Below are 16,028 nucleotides of genomic sequence, written 5' to 3' on the forward strand. Positions count from 1 at the left end.
CTGTCAAAGTAGATTTCAGATACAGATCCTTAAGTTTGTAATCATCAATTTTAAGTGACCTTTTAAATTAGATTTAACCTGATATTTGCTGGAGCCACATTATGTGTTCAATTTTTTCGATTTTAGATATCCAATCAGACGCTAAAGAATTGCGTCAAGTGGCTTTAGAAATGTCTAAGCTATTGCGTCACCGTGGACCAGACTGGTCTGGTGTCTATGCCGATGATAAAGTCATTCTTGCCCATGAAAGACTTGCCATTGTCGATGTCGATCATGGCGCTCAGCCATTAATCAGTGAAGACGAAACCATTGTGCTGGCGGTTAACGGTGAAATTTATAACCACAAACAACTGAAAGCTGAGTTAGGCGACAAATACCGCTACAAAACCAACTCTGATTGTGAAGTTATCTTGGCCTTATACCAAGAATACGGTGTCGATTTTTTAGATAAATTAAACGGTATTTTTGCGTTTGTGCTTTACGATAAAACTCAAGATGCCTTCTTAATTGGCCGTGATCACATGGGGATTATTCCATTGTATTCAGGCCGCGATAGCTTAGGTAACTACTATATTGCATCAGAAATGAAAGCTCTAATGCCAGTATGTAAAACCGTTGAAGAATTTAAACCAGGCCATTACCATTTCTCAAAAGATGGCAATTTAACCCAGTATTATCACCGTGACTGGCGTGATTATGACGCAGTAAAAGATAACCCAGCCAGCAAAGAAGAATTACGTGATGCGCTAGAAGCCGCTGTAAAACGTCAATTAATGTCTGATGTCCCTTATGGGGTATTGTTATCTGGCGGCCTAGATTCATCGGTAATTTCAGCGATTACTCAAACTTATGCTAAGCATCGTATCGAAAACGACGGTGAAACCGATGCTTGGTGGCCGCAACTGCATTCATTTGCAGTGGGACTTGAAGGCGCACCAGATTTAATCGCTGCCAAAAAAGTTGCTGATTCAATTGGCACTATTCACCATGAAATTCATTTCACCTTCCAGGAAGGTTTAGATGCGATTAAAGAAGTGATTTACCACTTAGAAACTTATGATGTCACCACCATTCGTGCGGCGACACCTATGTATTTAATGGCCCGTAAAATTAAAGCTATGGGTATTAAAATGGTACTATCAGGCGAAGGGGCTGATGAATTATTTGGTGGTTACTTGTATTTTCATAAAGCGCCAAATGCACAGGCATTCCATGAAGAATTAGTCAGAAAGCTGGATAAATTACATTTATTTGATTGCTTGCGTGCTAACAAAGCCATGGCAGCTTGGGGACTAGAAGCCCGTGTACCATTCTTAGATAAAGAGTTTATGGATGTGGCAATGCGCATTAACCCCGAAGCCAAGATGTCTAAAGATGGCCGCATTGAAAAGAACATTTTACGTGAAGCCTTTGAACACGCTCTTCCCCATGAAGTGGTATGGCGTCAAAAAGAGCAATTTAGTGATGGTGTTGGTTATTCATGGATTGACGGCCTAAAAGATATTGCCGCAGAACAAGTTGATGACTTGCAGCTCGCAAATGCTAAATTTAGATTCCCATACAACACCCCAGAATCTAAAGAAGCTTATTACTACCGCTGTTTCTTTGAAGAGTTCTTCCCCCTAGAAACCGCAGCCGAAACAGTGCCAGGAGGCAAAACGGTAGCCTGCTCAACCCCTGAAGCCTTACTTTGGGATGCAAGCTTACAAGGCATTAACGACCCATCAGGCCGTGCCGTTAAAAATGTGCATGACAGTGCTTATTAAGCATAATCTAGTGTCATAAGTCATTTAACAGCCATCTAAATTATAGGTGGCTGTTTTAGTTACTGTTCACCAATTTTCATTAATGATTCAATTCAAACTTTATTCGTTTCCAGTTAAACTGCAGCTACAACTTCCACCATATAAAAAGCCACTATGACTGCCGTTTCCATTTTTCATCTTGAAATGCTTTGCCTTGAACAATTCAATCCCAAATTAGATGCTAAAGATCTCACCGTCATCAAAGCTGAAAAACAACAATATGAATTTAATAAATTTTTATATCAGTTTGTGGGGAGTGCTTGGCAATGGACCGACAAGTTGTCTTGGACTGATGAGCAATGGCAAGCTTACAGCGAGGCTGACAACTTGCATCTGTATGTGGCTTATTTTCAAGGCTCACCAGCGGGCTACTTTGAGCTGCAACAACAAGCACAGGGTAACGTTGAAATCATGTATTTTGGTTTAGGCAATCGTTTTATCGGCCAAGGAATGGGCGGTTATTTACTAAGCCAAGCCATTGAGAATGCATGGGCACTTTCAGGCACCCAACGCGTCTGGGTTCATACCTGCTCTTTAGATCATCCTAGTGCCTTACTCAATTATCAAGCTCGCGGCTTCAAACTGTTCAAAACTGAGATCGAATAATAACTCTAAACCCATGATGATTTAAAAGCCCCATTATCCAAAAAGCGCTGCTAAACATGTCGTTTAGCAGCGCTTTTTAATCAGCATAAATTTAATCGCTCGATTAATAGGGCTTTCTTTGCTCTGCCCTAATTTTTAAACTATCAACTAAAGCCAATTTTTCAGCATCATTCATAGTATGCCAAGCAAGAATTTCATCATAGCTTCGGTGGCAACCAAGACAAATATCAGCTTCATCTAAGCAGCAATTTGCCATACAAGGATTACGTGGGCCATTCGGGCCACTGGAGGCGATCATTATTCTGACCAAACGGCATATTCATTGCCGTTAACATCGTCAAAATGAAATCGTTTTCCGCCAGGAAAGTTAAATATCGCTTTAACAATACTGCCACCAGCAGCAATAATGTTCCGCTGGCTAGTTTCTAAACATTGGCTGTATAACACGATAAGTGGGCTACCACGGCTCACCTTGAAGTTTTCATCAGCAACATAAAAGCCGCCTTCAATACCTACATCTAAAAAGCAGCTGTATTCAGGGCCGTAATCTTTAAATTGCCAACCAAATGCTTCGGTAAAGAATGCCTTTGTCTTGATCAAGTCTTTAACCGGTAATTCGATATAGTTAATCTTATGATGCTGGGACATTGGCACTCCTTCAATTTAAACTCACTCGCTTATAAAGTAGTGGAGATTAGGACTATTGTCGATTATTAATCGAGCAAAGCAAGAAAACTTACGCTTGTACTAACGCCGCTACAGCACCAATGATACCGCCAAATACGCCGCCCCAAACAACCAGCCAGCCTAAATGTTTACGGATCATTTCTTGAATAATATCTTTAACCATTTCTGGGGTTAATTCATTTAAACGTTGCTCAACAATATTTGCGACTTTCGCTTGTAAGTCCGCCATCACGTTGGGCTGTTCTAACTCGTTTATAAGGATTTGATTAAACGCTTCACTTTGAGCAAGGTCAGTCAGCGATAGCTTCATTTTTTCGATAAAAGGCTCTTTTAACGGTATTAAAGCTTCTGTACCGCCAAACATTGCTAGCATTCCACCAAATGATGATTGCTCTACTGTAGTGATTAACGCATCAAATGATGGCTCTAAATCCACCTTTTCAATAACGGGTGTTAAGTCTATTGCTGAAGCATTATTTTCCGTCAGTAATCTATCAATATTTTCTTGAGTAAAAAACTGCTCCATCATCAGATGCTTAATGCCACCTTTAAACTCTTCAAAGCGAGATGGGATCACACCTGAGCCATATAAGCCTGGTACTTTTTCAAATAACATATGCACTGCCAGCCAGTTTGTCACTGCGCCTGACAAGGCAAATAAACCAATAGTAAAAACCACTGGTAAAGCTAAAAAATGCCCCGCAACAACTAATGCAGCGGCGATGACATTGACTATTAAACTCTTGTTCAATCTAAAATCCTCGGACATAAAAAAACCTTTGGCATTTTATCAATTTCCAAAGGTTATACTAGGGGCTGACTCAATAATAAAATTTATAACTAAGGTTCACTGTGGTAAAGGTACATTCCCTCAACTTCAGTCATATTCGTCAAGCTTGAGCTTAGCTCATTTTTATTGACCTGAGTTCGTTTTACAAAAAGGACCTCTGTGCCTAGTGCTAACGTTTTAGCTTTATCGAGCAGAGCAGTCGCGATCCCCTTGCCTCGAAACTCTTCAGCAACGAACACATCATCAAAATACCAAACCGATTTTAATAATAAAGAAGAATAGGATGGGTATAACTGAACAAAGCCTAATGCTTGTTCATCTTCTAACGCCACGAATATCATCGAATCATTTTCAGCTAAACGGGAGGTAACAAAGTGGCGACATTTTTGCGGTTCAGCATTAAAGCCTAAACTTTGCCTATAATCATCAAATAATGTGACTAGAACATTGAGATCAAGTTCAGAAGCGAGTCTAATTTGCATCCTTGCATCCTTTTTTTAAGAGAATCAAACCATACAGTTGCTACATCTGAGTAAGAAATTACCCTTGGCTATTACACCACGAGATAAAGCATTGATTAATCTATATAGCTAACCAAGACAGGTAATTTGATACCACAGCAGCCCAAAAATCTAAATGAAGAAATTATTCATTAATACATAAGCTTAATTTGTAACCTCGCAATTGTCTATTTAAAAAGCAAATGAAGATAAATTGTAAAAAAGTTTTAAAACCGACGAGTAACTGAACCTTAATTTGGTTAAAATGTCTAAATTCAACTATAGCCATTATTCAGCAATAGGCTCGATGTTTATGAAGTCATCTTTAAAAGCGTTAACATTAGCATTCAAACAGCGCCCTCGTTACCAAAAAATCGTCATTTACACTGCGATGTTGTATCTAATTTTTGTCATGATATTAGGATTATTAATCCCTTTTATCGCAACAAAACAACTGCCTAAAAGCCTATCAGCTTTACTCGGTAGAGATGTCAGCATTGAAGCCATCAAGATTAACCCTTTCAGCTTTGAATTGAGTGTCGATAACATCAATATCGCAGAAGATGACACAGCTAACACCTTCATGCACATTAACCATATTGCCACCGATATTATGGTGTGGAAGTCTCTTTTTAACTTAGATGTATCACTAGACTACCTGACTATTGATGGTACTGATGTCGCCTTAGCAAGATTTGCGTCAAGCGCTAACGGTTCTAATAGTGCTTACCAATATAATTTTTCAGATATTGTCACCACCTTAGCCAACAATTCGATTGATGAAGAAGTTAAACCAGAGCCCAATGACAGTGACCCTATCTCCTTCAACATCAACAATTTCACTTTTGCCAATGCAAATATTAAGATTACCGATGCCATTACCGATTCAGCTTTAAGCTATAACGAGATATCAATATTACTAAAGCAATTTAGCACCACGGCGCTATTAGATAGCAGCACTAACGCCAATCAATTTTCATTGAAGCTTGATGATAATCAAACCGGTAAAATTACCCTCAATGGCCAAGTGCAACTTAGCCCACTGATAGTTAATGGCCAATTGGATGTCAATTCACTGTCAGTAACGCCTTATTGGCGTTTGGTCGATAGCTTATTTGAGGCTAGCCTGACATCAGCTGATATCAAGCTCAATAGCACCTTTTTAATCACGCAAAAAAGCCCTGACACCCCAATAGAAGTTTCACTAACAAACACTGATTTTGCCCTAAAAAATTTAACCGCCAAAGATGCTAACAGAAACGTAGCCAGTATTGGTTTACTTGCTCTTAATGGGATAACCGTATCAACGGCCAAGCGCAGCATTGATATCAATGAGCTGCAAACAAACAATGCTGACTTCTGGCTTACTGCAGCGCCAGAGAATATCAATTTCGTGAATTTATTCTCACCAAAACTTGAACAGCTTGAGCACATTTTAGGCACCTCAGAGCCTGCAGCTAATTCAACGATTAATGCACCTAAAAACGCTAACATTGACGTCATTGAGCCAAACTCAAATACTGAAAGTGAACCACAATGGCTAGTCACGTTAAATAAACTGAACCTAAGTGACTATAAAATTGAAGTCACTGAAAGTGTTGCCACTGAGCTTGAAAATTATTGGCTGTTTAGTGGCTTATCACTGTCAACAGAGCAATTTAAATCTGATCTATCATTACCCCTAAGCTACCAGTTGGGCGTTGATATCAATAATCAAAGCCGCATTGATTCTAGCGGCCAATTTGATGCTAAAAATATCAATTTAGAAGCCGAACTTGATTATCAAAATGCCAGCTTAGCTAAGTTACAGCCCTATATATCGCCATTTATGAACATCACCCTTGAATCCGGTTTTTTCAGTACCAAAGGTCATATCAGTGCCGATACTAAGGATAAATTAATCTATCAAGGCCAAGCTTCAATCATTGATTTAAAGATAAAAGATAATTTGCTTAAACAGCCACTGCTAAACTGGCAAGCGATGACTGTTAGTGAGCTTAAGTTTGATCAACACGCTAAATCCCTGTCCATTGATGAAATCTTGTTTGATACCCTATTTACCCGTTTGATCATTGCTGAAGATAGAAGCACTAACATTGCCGATTTAGTCGTTAGCCAAGTTCAGCCCGCTGATAGTTCGATCGTCACCGAAGCAGCACCTGAAACAGCACCTGCAGAGGCCGCATTATCTTCAAACAATGAGGCAAAAGCGCAAATCAACGCCCAAGTCGCCACCTCAGATACCACTGAAGCAGCATTTAACTTATCGATTAATAGAGTTGCTTTTAAAGATAGCTCCGCCTTCTTTGCCGATAATTCATTAACACCAAACTTTGCCTCAGGAATTGAGCAACTTAATGGTGAGATCACCCAATTATCTTCCAATCCAGACACTAGAGCTTCAGTTGATTTAGCCGGTAAAATCGATAAATATGCCCCTGTGACGTTAAAAGGCGATGTAAACCCGCTATTAGCTAACCCATACCTTGATTTAAACTTAGCCTTTAATAAGGTGGAGCTCACTTCAGTTAACCCCTATTCTGGTACCTACGCGGGCTATTACATCGACAAGGGCCAATTGTCGCTAGCGCTTAATTATCAGCTAGAAAATAATCAATTAGTGGGTAGTAATCATTTGGTTATTGATCAATTACAACTGGGTAAACCCACAGATAGCTCCCTCGCCACTTCTTTGCCTATCACCTTAGCCATTGCCCTATTACAAGACCGACATGGTGTGATAGACCTCGGGGTTGATGTTGATGGTGATTTAGACTCGCCAAGTTTCAGCATTGGCGGCATTGTGATGACCGCTATCACTAACGTCATTACCAAAGCCATCACAGCGCCGTTTTCACTGTTGGCAGGTTTAGTTGGCGGTGATGATGACGAGATGGATAAAATTGCATTTGATTATGGTCAATTTGATATTACTGATAAGCAGCAAAGCACATTAACATCACTGGCAAAGGCCCTTAACGATAGACCGCTACTGAAGCTTAATGTTAGAGGTGACGTTGATTTAGTTAACGACCAACAAGCCTTGCAAGTACAGCAGTTACATCAAAAGCTGGCGCAATTAGCACAAATACCCGCAGAGGAATTACCGGCGGATTTATCTGCTAGCCAATACCCTCAGCAAGGGCCATTAACTGACGCATTAATAGCTTTATATCAATCAGATTTACAACTAGATCCGCAGTTAATTAAACAAGCCATTAGTGAAGAGCACCCACAAATTGACAGTGTCGAGCTTCAAACTCGCTGGCACATCGCTTTATATAACTTTACTCTTAATCAGCAAGATATCTCAGAAGACGAACTCGGCGAATTAGCTCAGCAACGTGCTAACGCGGTTAAAACCTTTTTGGTAGAGCAGGCTCAAATCGACCCAAGTCGAGTGTTTATTTTAGAAAGCAGAGTCAATACCGACAAAAATGCGGCCTTAGCGACCTTAAGTCTGGATGCTAACTAAGTAAAATTCGATTCAAAACAGAGCGTCACTAACATTTTAGAACAGCACTGTAATAGATACAGTGCTGTTCTCTGTGATAAACATCACGTAAACTGTGGCAAAATGGATTGCGGTAAAAATGGATTATCGCAAAAGCTGTTTAATCCATTACATAAAATAACAAGATCAATTATTAAAACTGAATATTTAAGGAAGCAGTATGTTTGTCATTCGTTGGATCCTTGGCCGTATCATCTTATTACTTAACTTTGTTTTCCCTCCTAAAAAGCGTCAGCGACCTATCATTGAACAAGCTAAAATTGATGAGCAAACAAAGTCGTTAGCCCTTTATCAATATGCCGCTTGTCCTTTTTGCGTTAAGGTGCGCCGTTCAATTCGCCGCCAAGGCCTTAATATTGCTACAGTTGATGCCAAACAAGACGTTCATAAACAGCAACTGGTTAATGAAGGCGGTCACTTAAAAGTGCCATGTTTAAAAATACAACAAGATGGTCAAACTCAGTGGATGTATGAGTCTAAGGACATTATTGCTTATTTATCGAAACAATACGCTTAAGCGCTTTTATTGAGATAACTGCTGGCTTGAATTGATTTAAGCCAGTACATTTGTTTTACGCCCTTGATAACAAGCAGCCTCAAGCCCCCAATCATCTATCGCCAATATCTGACAGCTATTTTTTACAGATAAAATCCAGAAGGATTAATTTAGTGTTCAAGTTTTTATTTACGCTTACCAGTACATTACTCCTCAGTGCATGTGCAACCCAAGCACCCGATCCCGAATTATTCGCAGGTAAATATAGAGATACCTTTAGCTCATCAATAAAAGGCGAAGGCATCAAACTATTTACTTATAAAGCTAAGGTCGCTAATGCAACAGACCGCGGTATAGAAGATCCACTGCCACATCAGCAGCGTGTTGATCGCCGTAAGCAAGATGCCCGCAGTTATGCAAGAGAACAGGAGCGTCGAGCCGACTTTTTGGCGCTATGGAGTGCTCAGGTGGATTTAGGTCTAGAGAAAACCCTCGATATGAATGGCTACTGTAAAGAAGGCTATATTGTACTTCATCGCAATGTCAGTGAAGGCAGAGGTGAGATTCGAGGCGAATGCAATGATGGTGCAACTGCAGCCGACATTCAGAAATTTAGCCGTAAGTATTAACCTTCGGTGCCTAAATGTTAATTACATTAACATTCAAACTGCCTAACTAGCACAAGATCAATAAATAACGCAGTTATACTGTATACCCATAGTAGATTGCGCTAAACTTAGCGCTATTCAAGACATTTAGCTTAGCGCACCACTAGCTAATTTTATTTTCCAAATCGTGCCCAGCTGGCACTTTTTAAAAGAGTTACCAAGTATCATGAACAGAAAACAGCTAATGATAAAAAAGACCGCCAAGCGGGCTAAAGCAAAAAAAAATAAAATTACGCCGGATAATCCGCAAAAAAATCCAAAGGTTGGCTATATTTCAAAAGCTGAGCGAGCGCGAATTGCTTTAGAAGAAGAGCAACAATTGTTAGCAGCAGACAACAACTCTGCAGCTGAAGTGCTTGAAGCCAAGGAAAATACCCAAGCTTAATCGCCACAAAGGTTTTTATAAAAAGACCTTTATAAAAAGATTATTAAAAAAGCCCTCAACATACTATGTTGAGGGCTTTTTACATCTTGTTGCCCATTGAGTTTTACAAGGCAGCATTCAGACAGCGACTTGAGTCAATCTGTGATGCACTAGCTTTTCGGCGTTCGCGGGTTATCTAAATCCCCATCACGGACAATCTCTTCACACAATGGCTCTTCGTTTAATTGCGCTAACTGAATATATGATGACGACTGCGGTGAGCTGGTCGGGCTCATTTCTAATTCAATCTCATCATCAATGGTCTGTGGCTTAATTAGCTGCTGAGGCCCTTGTGAAGCCGCTTGAAGCTTATCAACCAAACGATAACCCAACCACACTCCGCCAACACCAAATAAAATAGACCCAATCGCTTGACCAATTAATACGCCGTATACGCCGCCCATTTGCGCGCCAAAATAAACAAAAGGAATGGTGCCTAAGGTCGCTTTACCTACATTAAAAAAAGTTGAGTATTTGGGTTTACCAAGATTATTAAATGCGGCATTAGCGACAAATAACACCCCTGAAAACACGAAAAATATTGCAATGTATTTACAGAAAAACAAAATAATATCTGCCGCGTCACCTTTCATATCAAAGGCTGACACAATCACATTTCTGGATAAAAACAGCAATAACGACACCACTAACACGTAAACAAAACAAAATTGAATCGCCTTAGTTAAGCTTTCTTTTACTCGTTCAAATTCTTGCGCGCCATAGTTTTGCCCGATAATAGGCCCTACTGCGCCGCTTAAAGCAAAAATCATCCCAAAGCTTACGGGGATTAACCTACCAAGCACCGCCCAACCAGCAACATAACTGTCACCAAAATCAGCAACCGCTTTAGTGACCACCGCGTTACCAATTGGTGTCGCCACATTGGTAATCATCGCAGGCAGAGCAATGGAATAAACAATGCTAATATCTTCAACAAAATGCTGACGGTTAAACTGACCTAACATCTTATGCTTCACAATGACCCCTCTGGCAGAGACCACAAATACCGCAATTCGGGCAATAACTGAGGCAATTGCTGCGCCTTCAATGCCCATCCCTAAGGCAAAAATGAATATCGGATCTAGTACCAGATTTACACCGCCACCCGCTAAGGTAGACAACATGGACAATTTCGCATCGCCAATGGCTCTTAAAGCGCCACCTAACGCCATAGCTAAACAAATAAAAGGTAAAGAAGGCACCAAAATTTGCAGATAACTTTGCGCCAACACCGCAGTTTTCCCCGTTGCGCCAATGAGAGCCAGTAACTCGGGAATAAATATAAACACCACAATCGCAACAAAAATACTGGTTAGCAGAGAGATCAACGCGCTGTTAAGCAACATTCTTTTAGCTAGCACCATATTTTTAGCGCCAACAGCACGGGAGACAAGCGCCCCAAGCGCAATGGATAAACCAATCCCAATTGAAGTCGTAAAAAAAGAAATCGCCCCGGCATAACCCACGGCGGCAGCTAATTCCAACTCACCGAGCAAACTGAGGAAAAAGATATCTAATAAATCCACCACAAACAGCGCAGAAATTCCCACTGCGGCGGTGGAGCTCATAACCAATATATGACGAAATATTGGCCCTTGAACAAATTTAGCTTCGGTCATGACTCCCCTTCAAGGTTGCTGATTTCTAACTCACTGCCACAGTGATGGCAAAACAATGCATGTAATTGATGACCACGAGCGCCGCAGTTACTGCATTTTCTTAAATCTTTATTCAGTTCTCTTTCTGCGCCCATTTCATGGGAAATTTCAGCAGTTAATATTCCCGTTGGTATCGCAATAATAGAATAACCTATCAACATGGTCAGCGATGCAATGGCTTGGCCTAAATTGGTTTGCGGAGTGATATCACCATATCCAACCGTGGTTATGGTAACGATAGTCCAATACATGGACTTAGGGATCGAAGTAAACCCGTTACTTGGCCCCTCAACCACATACATCACCACACTCAGCGCCATAATAATCAGACTCACTGAAAAGAAGAAGATGAAGACTTTGCGTCTAGCGTGGATCATCGCCTTAAGTAAAATATTGCCTTCACTTAAATAGCGTAATAACTTTAACACTCTGAAAATTCTGAATAACCGTAATACTCTAAAGGCCAATGAAATATTGGCTCCTGGGATAATCAGCGCTAAAAAGCTTGGCAGAATTGACATTAAATCCACAATGCCATAAAAGCTACGCATATAGGACCAGCGATTAAGTGAGCCGTATATTCTCAGCAAATACTCAAAGGTAAATAACCAAGTAAACCCCCATTCAGCGTAATAAATCGCTTGGCCATACTGAGCATGAACGCTATCTATCGTGTCTAAGACAATCAGCGTTACACTGAGTAAAATACAAATAATCAGTGTTATATCAAAGCCTTTACCCAAAGGGGTATCGGTACCAAATATAATGGTTCGGATTTGCTTTTTATAATGGTTATCGTGTTTATCTTCTAACGTCATGGGTTACTCTACAATCCACTTAAATTTAATACCGCCCTAAGGAAAAAGTAAGGTATTATCACTAACGATATCTGCTCTAATCATTTTTATGCGAAGCATATTTTGAACTGATACTCATGTTAACATTATTAACATAAAACAAATTAGAAAATCCTGCTTTTTTGGAGTCTGCATGCGCTTGGTTAAATCCCTTATTTTTATCGTCATTTTACAGTCTAGTACGGTTCTTGCGTCTGTTGATAAATTAACTCAAGCAAAAGTTGATTTAGTTGTTGTGAACAAGTCAGAAGCTAAAATGTCTATCTACCAGCAAGGCAAGGTATTAAAAACCTATCAAATTGCCATGGGCGATGCCCCACAAGGCCATAAATTTAAAGAAGGCGATCAACGCACTCCCCAAGGCCGCTATGTTTTAGACTATAAAAAGTCAGACAGTGCATTTTATAAATCAATTCATATTTCTTACCCTAATGAAGAAGATAAATTACGTGCCAATGCCCTAGGTGTTAGTCCTGGCGGCATGATTATGATCCACGGTCAAAACCCCAACTCAGAATTACCCCCTGAACAAGCTCAGCAATACAATTGGACTAACGGCTGTATTGCGGTGACTAATAAAGAAATGGATGAGTTGTGGCGAGTCATCGAAGAAGGCACCCCAATCGAAATTTGGCCTTAACCTTCACAGCTTAATAATATTAACAATATCGTGATAGCGGTTGAGTGCGACTAATACTCCAGCCTATACAAACGGATACTACCGATGAATTACCCTTATTTAATAGAAACTTGGCCAGAATTTAGCGCACGCATTGAGGCCTTCATTAGCCAACTTGGTTTAGATAAACTGTCTCTTGAATGTGATCACTGCGCTTTAAGAGTCAATGACGCAGATAAAGCAAAATTACTCACAGAGCAATTCAGTGAGCACGATGAAGTGATTTCGAATAATATGATTAACGGCCGACCGATATTGATCATTAAACTGACCCAGCCACTGACACTGGCAGATAAAAACGTTACTTGTGTTGAGCTGCCCTACCCATCAGATAAAAACTATCCCGTTGAAGGCTGGGAACATGTTGAGCTAGTCATGCCTTCTACTGCACAAACCTGCGAGCAATTAGTTACCGAGTTAGTTGAAAAAGTACCGACACTCGCCCCTATCATCGCTGGTGAAACAGCCATTAAAGTTAAGCAAAGCTCGCCTAAAGGGGATAATGAACGCTTAGCCAATCCCACAATTGCCTTTAAAGCCGAGGGCATTTGCGTCAAAGTGCATCCATTAGGGATCGAAGCCATTATTGCGAGCGAGCTAAATTAAAACGGCATAAAAAAGCCGTTATTAACATAACGGCTTTAAGTACCAGCCCTGTTTAAGAAGGGTTATTTGTCGTAATATTGGCTTATTGCTTTTCTGCGGTTTTAGCCTTGTTTTCAGCCGCAAGCACACTCTCCATTGACGGCACAATTGACACGGGATCCAGACGCTTTTGGAACCAGTTCAAACGCCAATCGAGATGCGGTCCAGTCACCCGCCCTGTCGCACCAATTTCAGCTAGTGGTTGGCCTTGAGTGACCACATCACCTTCTTTGGCATATAACTTACTCAGATGTAAAAAAGTCGAGTTAATACCATATCCATGGTCAATGATTAACGTGCCACCTGAATAGAACATATCTGGCACTGATAAGGTAATAACCCCGTCAGCCGGAGACACGACAACCGTTCCCGTAGGACGGGCAACATCTACACCATAATGCGGGTTACCCGGCTTACCATTGTAAACTCGCTGACTACCATAAACCCCTGAAATCCTGCCAGTTACCGGCCAGATAAACGCTTGCATAAAGGCATCTTGCTCACTGAACACATTACGTGCGGCGCGAGTTTGCTTTGAGTCCTTTGCAGCTCTAGCTTGCGCCACAGGATCTGGCTGCATGATTTTTTTACTAATGCCGGTTAAGCGATCAATTTTATATTCACGGCTCGCAATTGTCAGTGGTTTAAGTTGTGTTAACCCATCAGGATAAGTCACTTCTAGCAGCTGCTCTGTTTTTGCTTCGCGCTCAAAACCAATAGCAAATTGGCCTTTTGGAGTCACTTTTACCACTTCGCCATTAAGCTTGACTGCGCTACCAGCAGGAACAGTGCCACGCACTAACGCGCCTTGCTCTAACTTGCCTTGTAAATTAATACTGCCATAACTGGCAACAGAAAACAGCGTAACCATAACCAATGAAGATAGTTTTAATCCCTTCAAAAACATATAAATAACCTTAATCCTTGCTAATTCAGCTCACACTCAAAATGCTAAGTTTACTTAACGGCGATGGCGCCTTTACCCACACCTTCAAAGGCAATGACTTTGAACACAGAATCTGGAGATTTAGCAGCCATAGTGTCAGCAATAAATTGTGCTAACAACTCAACGGTGGTGTCGTGGGGAATGATGTCACAATTCGCTTTTGGCATTGCCAATTGAAAGTCACCTTGTGGGGCTTGATAATGAAAGCCCAAATGGCTGTCATCAGAGATACGGGTTTGCGGTGATAATGCTAAGGCGTGCACAGAGACAACATCTTCTTCACTGCCTAAGTAAATATCTTGCCAGCGATCGGCCCAGTATTTATCCCATTTAGGCGCAGCAATGCCGTTTTCAAACACAGTTATAGGGCTACGGTGACCGTGAGCAATACGCTGGCAGTTACCGTCATGCTTTCGTAAACCATGGGTGTAGTGGTAATAAGGGCTTTCAAGCACTTCGGTGCGCAAAGTTAAGCTAATGCCTTGAACATTATCAGGCAGTGCCTGACGTAATGCTTTAATTAAAAAGGCATTAACGCTTTCAAAATCGATAACTTCAGTAGGTATAAGCGCAAAGGCTTGTGATGGGCATGCCAGATGAATATCACCTTGCTGACTGGTGAAATCCATCCATACTCTGTCGCCCTGCTGCTGCCAACGAACGTCACTGCATGCGGTAGGTATTAATAGTCGGTGATCTGCTACATCATCAATGGTGCTTTTGATGGTCTTTTTGACTTTAGAAAAATCGAGCACCATATTTTGCTCATCTAAACCACCATCAAGCAATACATCAACAATCCAGCTTTCGCCCACCATGCCCCGAATTGGACATAAATAAGAAAAGTCGATTACGGTTAAATCTTTTACAAACAGTTGCATTCAAGCTCCTAGACAGAAAAACAGTCCGTCTCAGTTTAAAAGTGTCCCAAATAGCGATGGCTAAGGGGATCCTAAAATTAAAGCTATTCTAAACAAAAGCAGACCAAGGCGCGAGAAACATCAGCAAATATAGTAAAAAACTCATAAGCACAATTAATAGGGGTAAAAGGAAAACTACTCAATTTTATAACCCACACCGTAAATAGAGTGCAGTAAATCAGCTTGTTTATTATTGAGTAATAATTTTGAACGTAAGTTTTTGATATGACTGTCAATGGTGCGAGAGCTCACAACGCGGTCATCGACATAGCAAACTTGCATTAAACTATCACGGGAATGCACCACGCCCGGTCTTTTAAGCATAGTATGCAAAAGCCTAAACTCAACGGGGGTTAAATCGACCTCTACGCTAGCAGCGTGGCATTTAAAACGCTCAAGATTTATCACTAGATGCTTATAGGCTATTTCATCTTCAGCAAGTTGAGCGCTAGGCTCCATTCGTCTAATAATTGCTTTAACCCTTGCTACCACTTCCCTTGCTGAAAAGGGTTTACAGACATAATCATCAGCGCCAATTTCTAAGCCAATTAAACGATCAATCTCTTCAACGCGCGCAGTTAACATCAAAATCGGCACGTTTGAAAATGACCGCACTTCTTTACAGATAGTCAAGCCATCTTTGTGCGGTAACATTAAATCTAAAATGACAAAATCAATAGCGTCATTTTGGATCCTTGCGACAGCATCAAGCCCATCGTGTAAAACCGTAGTGACAAAGCCTTCAAGGGTTAAAAAATCCACAAGCACTTGGGCTATTTTGGGCTCATCCTCTACAATCAATACGCGTTTATTTTGATAATGATTATTCATGA

Annotated in this window: 17 protein-coding genes; 8 read left to right on the forward strand and 9 right to left on the reverse strand. The window is 40.8% G+C overall.

Annotated features, from left to right (window positions below; all coding sequences use genetic code 11):
- The first annotated feature begins 101 nt into the window (after positions 1–101).
- Both asnB and BCU57_RS09110 read left to right on the forward strand, forming a co-directional pair.
- Positions 102–1,766, forward strand: a complete 1,665-nt coding sequence (asnB, locus tag BCU57_RS09105) for an asparagine synthase B (RefSeq protein WP_102436838.1) — start codon at positions 102–104, stop codon at positions 1,764–1,766.
- Positions 1,767–1,919: 153 nt separating this feature from the next.
- Positions 1,920–2,411, forward strand: a complete 492-nt coding sequence (locus BCU57_RS09110; RefSeq protein ID WP_102436836.1) for a GNAT family N-acetyltransferase — start codon at positions 1,920–1,922, stop codon at positions 2,409–2,411.
- Positions 2,412–2,514: 103 nt separating this feature from the next.
- Here the strand turns inward: BCU57_RS09110 and BCU57_RS09115 are convergent, their stop codons facing one another.
- The 4 genes from BCU57_RS09115 to BCU57_RS09130 form a co-directional block, all read right to left on the reverse strand.
- A complete protein-coding gene (locus BCU57_RS09115; protein WP_102436834.1) occupies positions 2,515–2,709 on the reverse strand; it encodes a DUF1289 domain-containing protein in 195 nt (64 codons plus the stop codon).
- Entirely contained in the window at positions 2,709–3,059 is a 351-nt protein-coding gene (locus BCU57_RS09120) for a VOC family protein (protein ID WP_102436832.1), read from the reverse strand. The genes BCU57_RS09115 and BCU57_RS09120 overlap by 1 nt, the downstream gene beginning before the upstream one ends.
- A gap of 88 nt (positions 3,060–3,147) precedes the next feature.
- Positions 3,148–3,849 carry a DUF445 family protein gene (locus BCU57_RS09125; RefSeq protein ID WP_102436830.1) on the reverse strand — a complete coding sequence of 234 codons (702 nt, stop codon included), beginning with the start codon at positions 3,847–3,849 and terminating at the stop codon, positions 3,148–3,150.
- Between the two features lie 89 nt (positions 3,850–3,938).
- Entirely contained in the window at positions 3,939–4,370 is a 432-nt protein-coding gene (locus BCU57_RS09130; RefSeq protein WP_102436828.1) for a GNAT family N-acetyltransferase, read from the reverse strand.
- 331 nt (positions 4,371–4,701) lie between these two features.
- Here BCU57_RS09130 and BCU57_RS09135 point away from each other — a divergent pair, with 331 nt between their 5' ends.
- The 4 genes from BCU57_RS09135 (at position 4,702) to BCU57_RS09150 (ending at position 9,451) form a co-directional block, all read left to right on the forward strand.
- Positions 4,702–7,863 (forward strand): DUF748 domain-containing protein, encoded by a 3,162-nt coding sequence (locus BCU57_RS09135; RefSeq protein WP_198589901.1) that lies wholly within the window; start codon positions 4,702–4,704, stop codon positions 7,861–7,863.
- 199 nt (positions 7,864–8,062) lie between these two features.
- Positions 8,063–8,419, forward strand: a complete 357-nt coding sequence (locus BCU57_RS09140) for a glutathione S-transferase N-terminal domain-containing protein (RefSeq protein WP_102436824.1) — start codon at positions 8,063–8,065, stop codon at positions 8,417–8,419.
- A gap of 152 nt (positions 8,420–8,571) precedes the next feature.
- On the forward strand, positions 8,572–9,027 hold the full coding sequence (locus BCU57_RS09145) for a hypothetical protein (protein ID WP_102436822.1): 456 nt from the start codon (positions 8,572–8,574) through the stop codon (positions 9,025–9,027).
- Positions 9,028–9,250: 223 nt separating this feature from the next.
- Positions 9,251–9,451 (forward strand): DUF2986 domain-containing protein, encoded by a 201-nt coding sequence (locus BCU57_RS09150; protein ID WP_372000778.1) that lies wholly within the window; start codon positions 9,251–9,253, stop codon positions 9,449–9,451.
- 149 nt (positions 9,452–9,600) lie between these two features.
- Here the strand turns inward: BCU57_RS09150 and BCU57_RS09155 are convergent, their stop codons facing one another.
- Both BCU57_RS09155 and BCU57_RS09160 read right to left on the reverse strand, forming a co-directional pair.
- Positions 9,601–11,109, reverse strand: a complete 1,509-nt coding sequence (locus BCU57_RS09155; RefSeq protein WP_102436818.1) for an MATE family efflux transporter — start codon at positions 11,107–11,109, stop codon at positions 9,601–9,603.
- Positions 11,106–11,966, reverse strand: coding sequence for an ion transporter (locus BCU57_RS09160; RefSeq protein WP_102436816.1), 861 nt, complete (start codon positions 11,964–11,966; stop codon positions 11,106–11,108). The genes BCU57_RS09155 and BCU57_RS09160 overlap by 4 nt, the downstream gene beginning before the upstream one ends.
- Before the next feature lie 172 nt (positions 11,967–12,138).
- Here BCU57_RS09160 and BCU57_RS09165 point away from each other — a divergent pair, with 172 nt between their 5' ends.
- Positions 12,139–12,645, forward strand: a complete 507-nt coding sequence (locus BCU57_RS09165) for a L,D-transpeptidase family protein (RefSeq protein ID WP_102436814.1) — start codon at positions 12,139–12,141, stop codon at positions 12,643–12,645.
- Between the two features lie 84 nt (positions 12,646–12,729).
- Positions 12,730–13,290, forward strand: a complete 561-nt coding sequence (locus BCU57_RS09170) for a VOC family protein (RefSeq protein WP_102436813.1) — start codon at positions 12,730–12,732, stop codon at positions 13,288–13,290.
- Positions 13,291–13,372: 82 nt separating this feature from the next.
- Here the strand turns inward: BCU57_RS09170 and BCU57_RS09175 are convergent, their stop codons facing one another.
- From BCU57_RS09175 to BCU57_RS09185, 3 genes are all read right to left on the reverse strand, one after another.
- Positions 13,373–14,236: a M23 family metallopeptidase gene (locus BCU57_RS09175; RefSeq protein ID WP_102436811.1), complete on the reverse strand. Its 864-nt coding sequence runs from the start codon at positions 14,234–14,236 to the stop codon at positions 13,373–13,375.
- Between the two features lie 50 nt (positions 14,237–14,286).
- Positions 14,287–15,156 carry a 6-carboxytetrahydropterin synthase gene (locus BCU57_RS09180; protein WP_102436809.1) on the reverse strand — a complete coding sequence of 290 codons (870 nt, stop codon included), beginning with the start codon at positions 15,154–15,156 and terminating at the stop codon, positions 14,287–14,289.
- A gap of 174 nt (positions 15,157–15,330) precedes the next feature.
- Complete coding sequence (locus tag BCU57_RS09185; RefSeq protein ID WP_102436807.1) at positions 15,331–16,026, reverse strand: response regulator; 696 nt, start codon at positions 16,024–16,026, stop codon at positions 15,331–15,333.
- Between the last annotated feature and the right edge of the window lie 2 nt (positions 16,027–16,028).

The sequence above is a fragment of the Shewanella sp. 10N.286.48.B5 genome (assembly GCF_002874355.2).
In the GTDB taxonomy this organism is placed as follows: Bacteria; Pseudomonadota; Gammaproteobacteria; order Enterobacterales; family Shewanellaceae; genus Shewanella.

Coding starts and splice junctions, on each gene's coding strand:
- BCU57_RS09185 (WP_102436807.1), bottom strand. CDS start 16,026: ATGAATAATCATTATCAAAATAAACGCGTATTGATTGTAGAGGATGAG.
- BCU57_RS09130 (WP_102436828.1), bottom strand. CDS start 4,370: ATGCAAATTAGACTCGCTTCTGAACTTGATCTCAATGTTCTAGTCACA.
- BCU57_RS09140 (WP_102436824.1), top strand. CDS start 8,063: ATGTTTGTCATTCGTTGGATCCTTGGCCGTATCATCTTATTACTTAAC.
- BCU57_RS09150 (WP_372000778.1), top strand. CDS start 9,251: ATGATAAAAAAGACCGCCAAGCGGGCTAAAGCAAAAAAAAATAAAATT.
- BCU57_RS09160 (WP_102436816.1), bottom strand. CDS start 11,966: ATGACGTTAGAAGATAAACACGATAACCATTATAAAAAGCAAATCCGA.
- BCU57_RS09180 (WP_102436809.1), bottom strand. CDS start 15,156: ATGCAACTGTTTGTAAAAGATTTAACCGTAATCGACTTTTCTTATTTA.
- BCU57_RS09155 (WP_102436818.1), bottom strand. CDS start 11,109: ATGACCGAAGCTAAATTTGTTCAAGGGCCAATATTTCGTCATATATTG.
- BCU57_RS09165 (WP_102436814.1), top strand. CDS start 12,139: ATGCGCTTGGTTAAATCCCTTATTTTTATCGTCATTTTACAGTCTAGT.
- BCU57_RS09120 (WP_102436832.1), bottom strand. CDS start 3,059: ATGTCCCAGCATCATAAGATTAACTATATCGAATTACCGGTTAAAGAC.
- asnB (WP_102436838.1), top strand. CDS start 102: ATGTGTTCAATTTTTTCGATTTTAGATATCCAATCAGACGCTAAAGAA.
- BCU57_RS09175 (WP_102436811.1), bottom strand. CDS start 14,236: ATGTTTTTGAAGGGATTAAAACTATCTTCATTGGTTATGGTTACGCTG.
- BCU57_RS09115 (WP_102436834.1), bottom strand. CDS start 2,709: ATGATCGCCTCCAGTGGCCCGAATGGCCCACGTAATCCTTGTATGGCA.
- BCU57_RS09170 (WP_102436813.1), top strand. CDS start 12,730: ATGAATTACCCTTATTTAATAGAAACTTGGCCAGAATTTAGCGCACGC.
- BCU57_RS09110 (WP_102436836.1), top strand. CDS start 1,920: ATGACTGCCGTTTCCATTTTTCATCTTGAAATGCTTTGCCTTGAACAA.
- BCU57_RS09135 (WP_198589901.1), top strand. CDS start 4,702: ATGAAGTCATCTTTAAAAGCGTTAACATTAGCATTCAAACAGCGCCCT.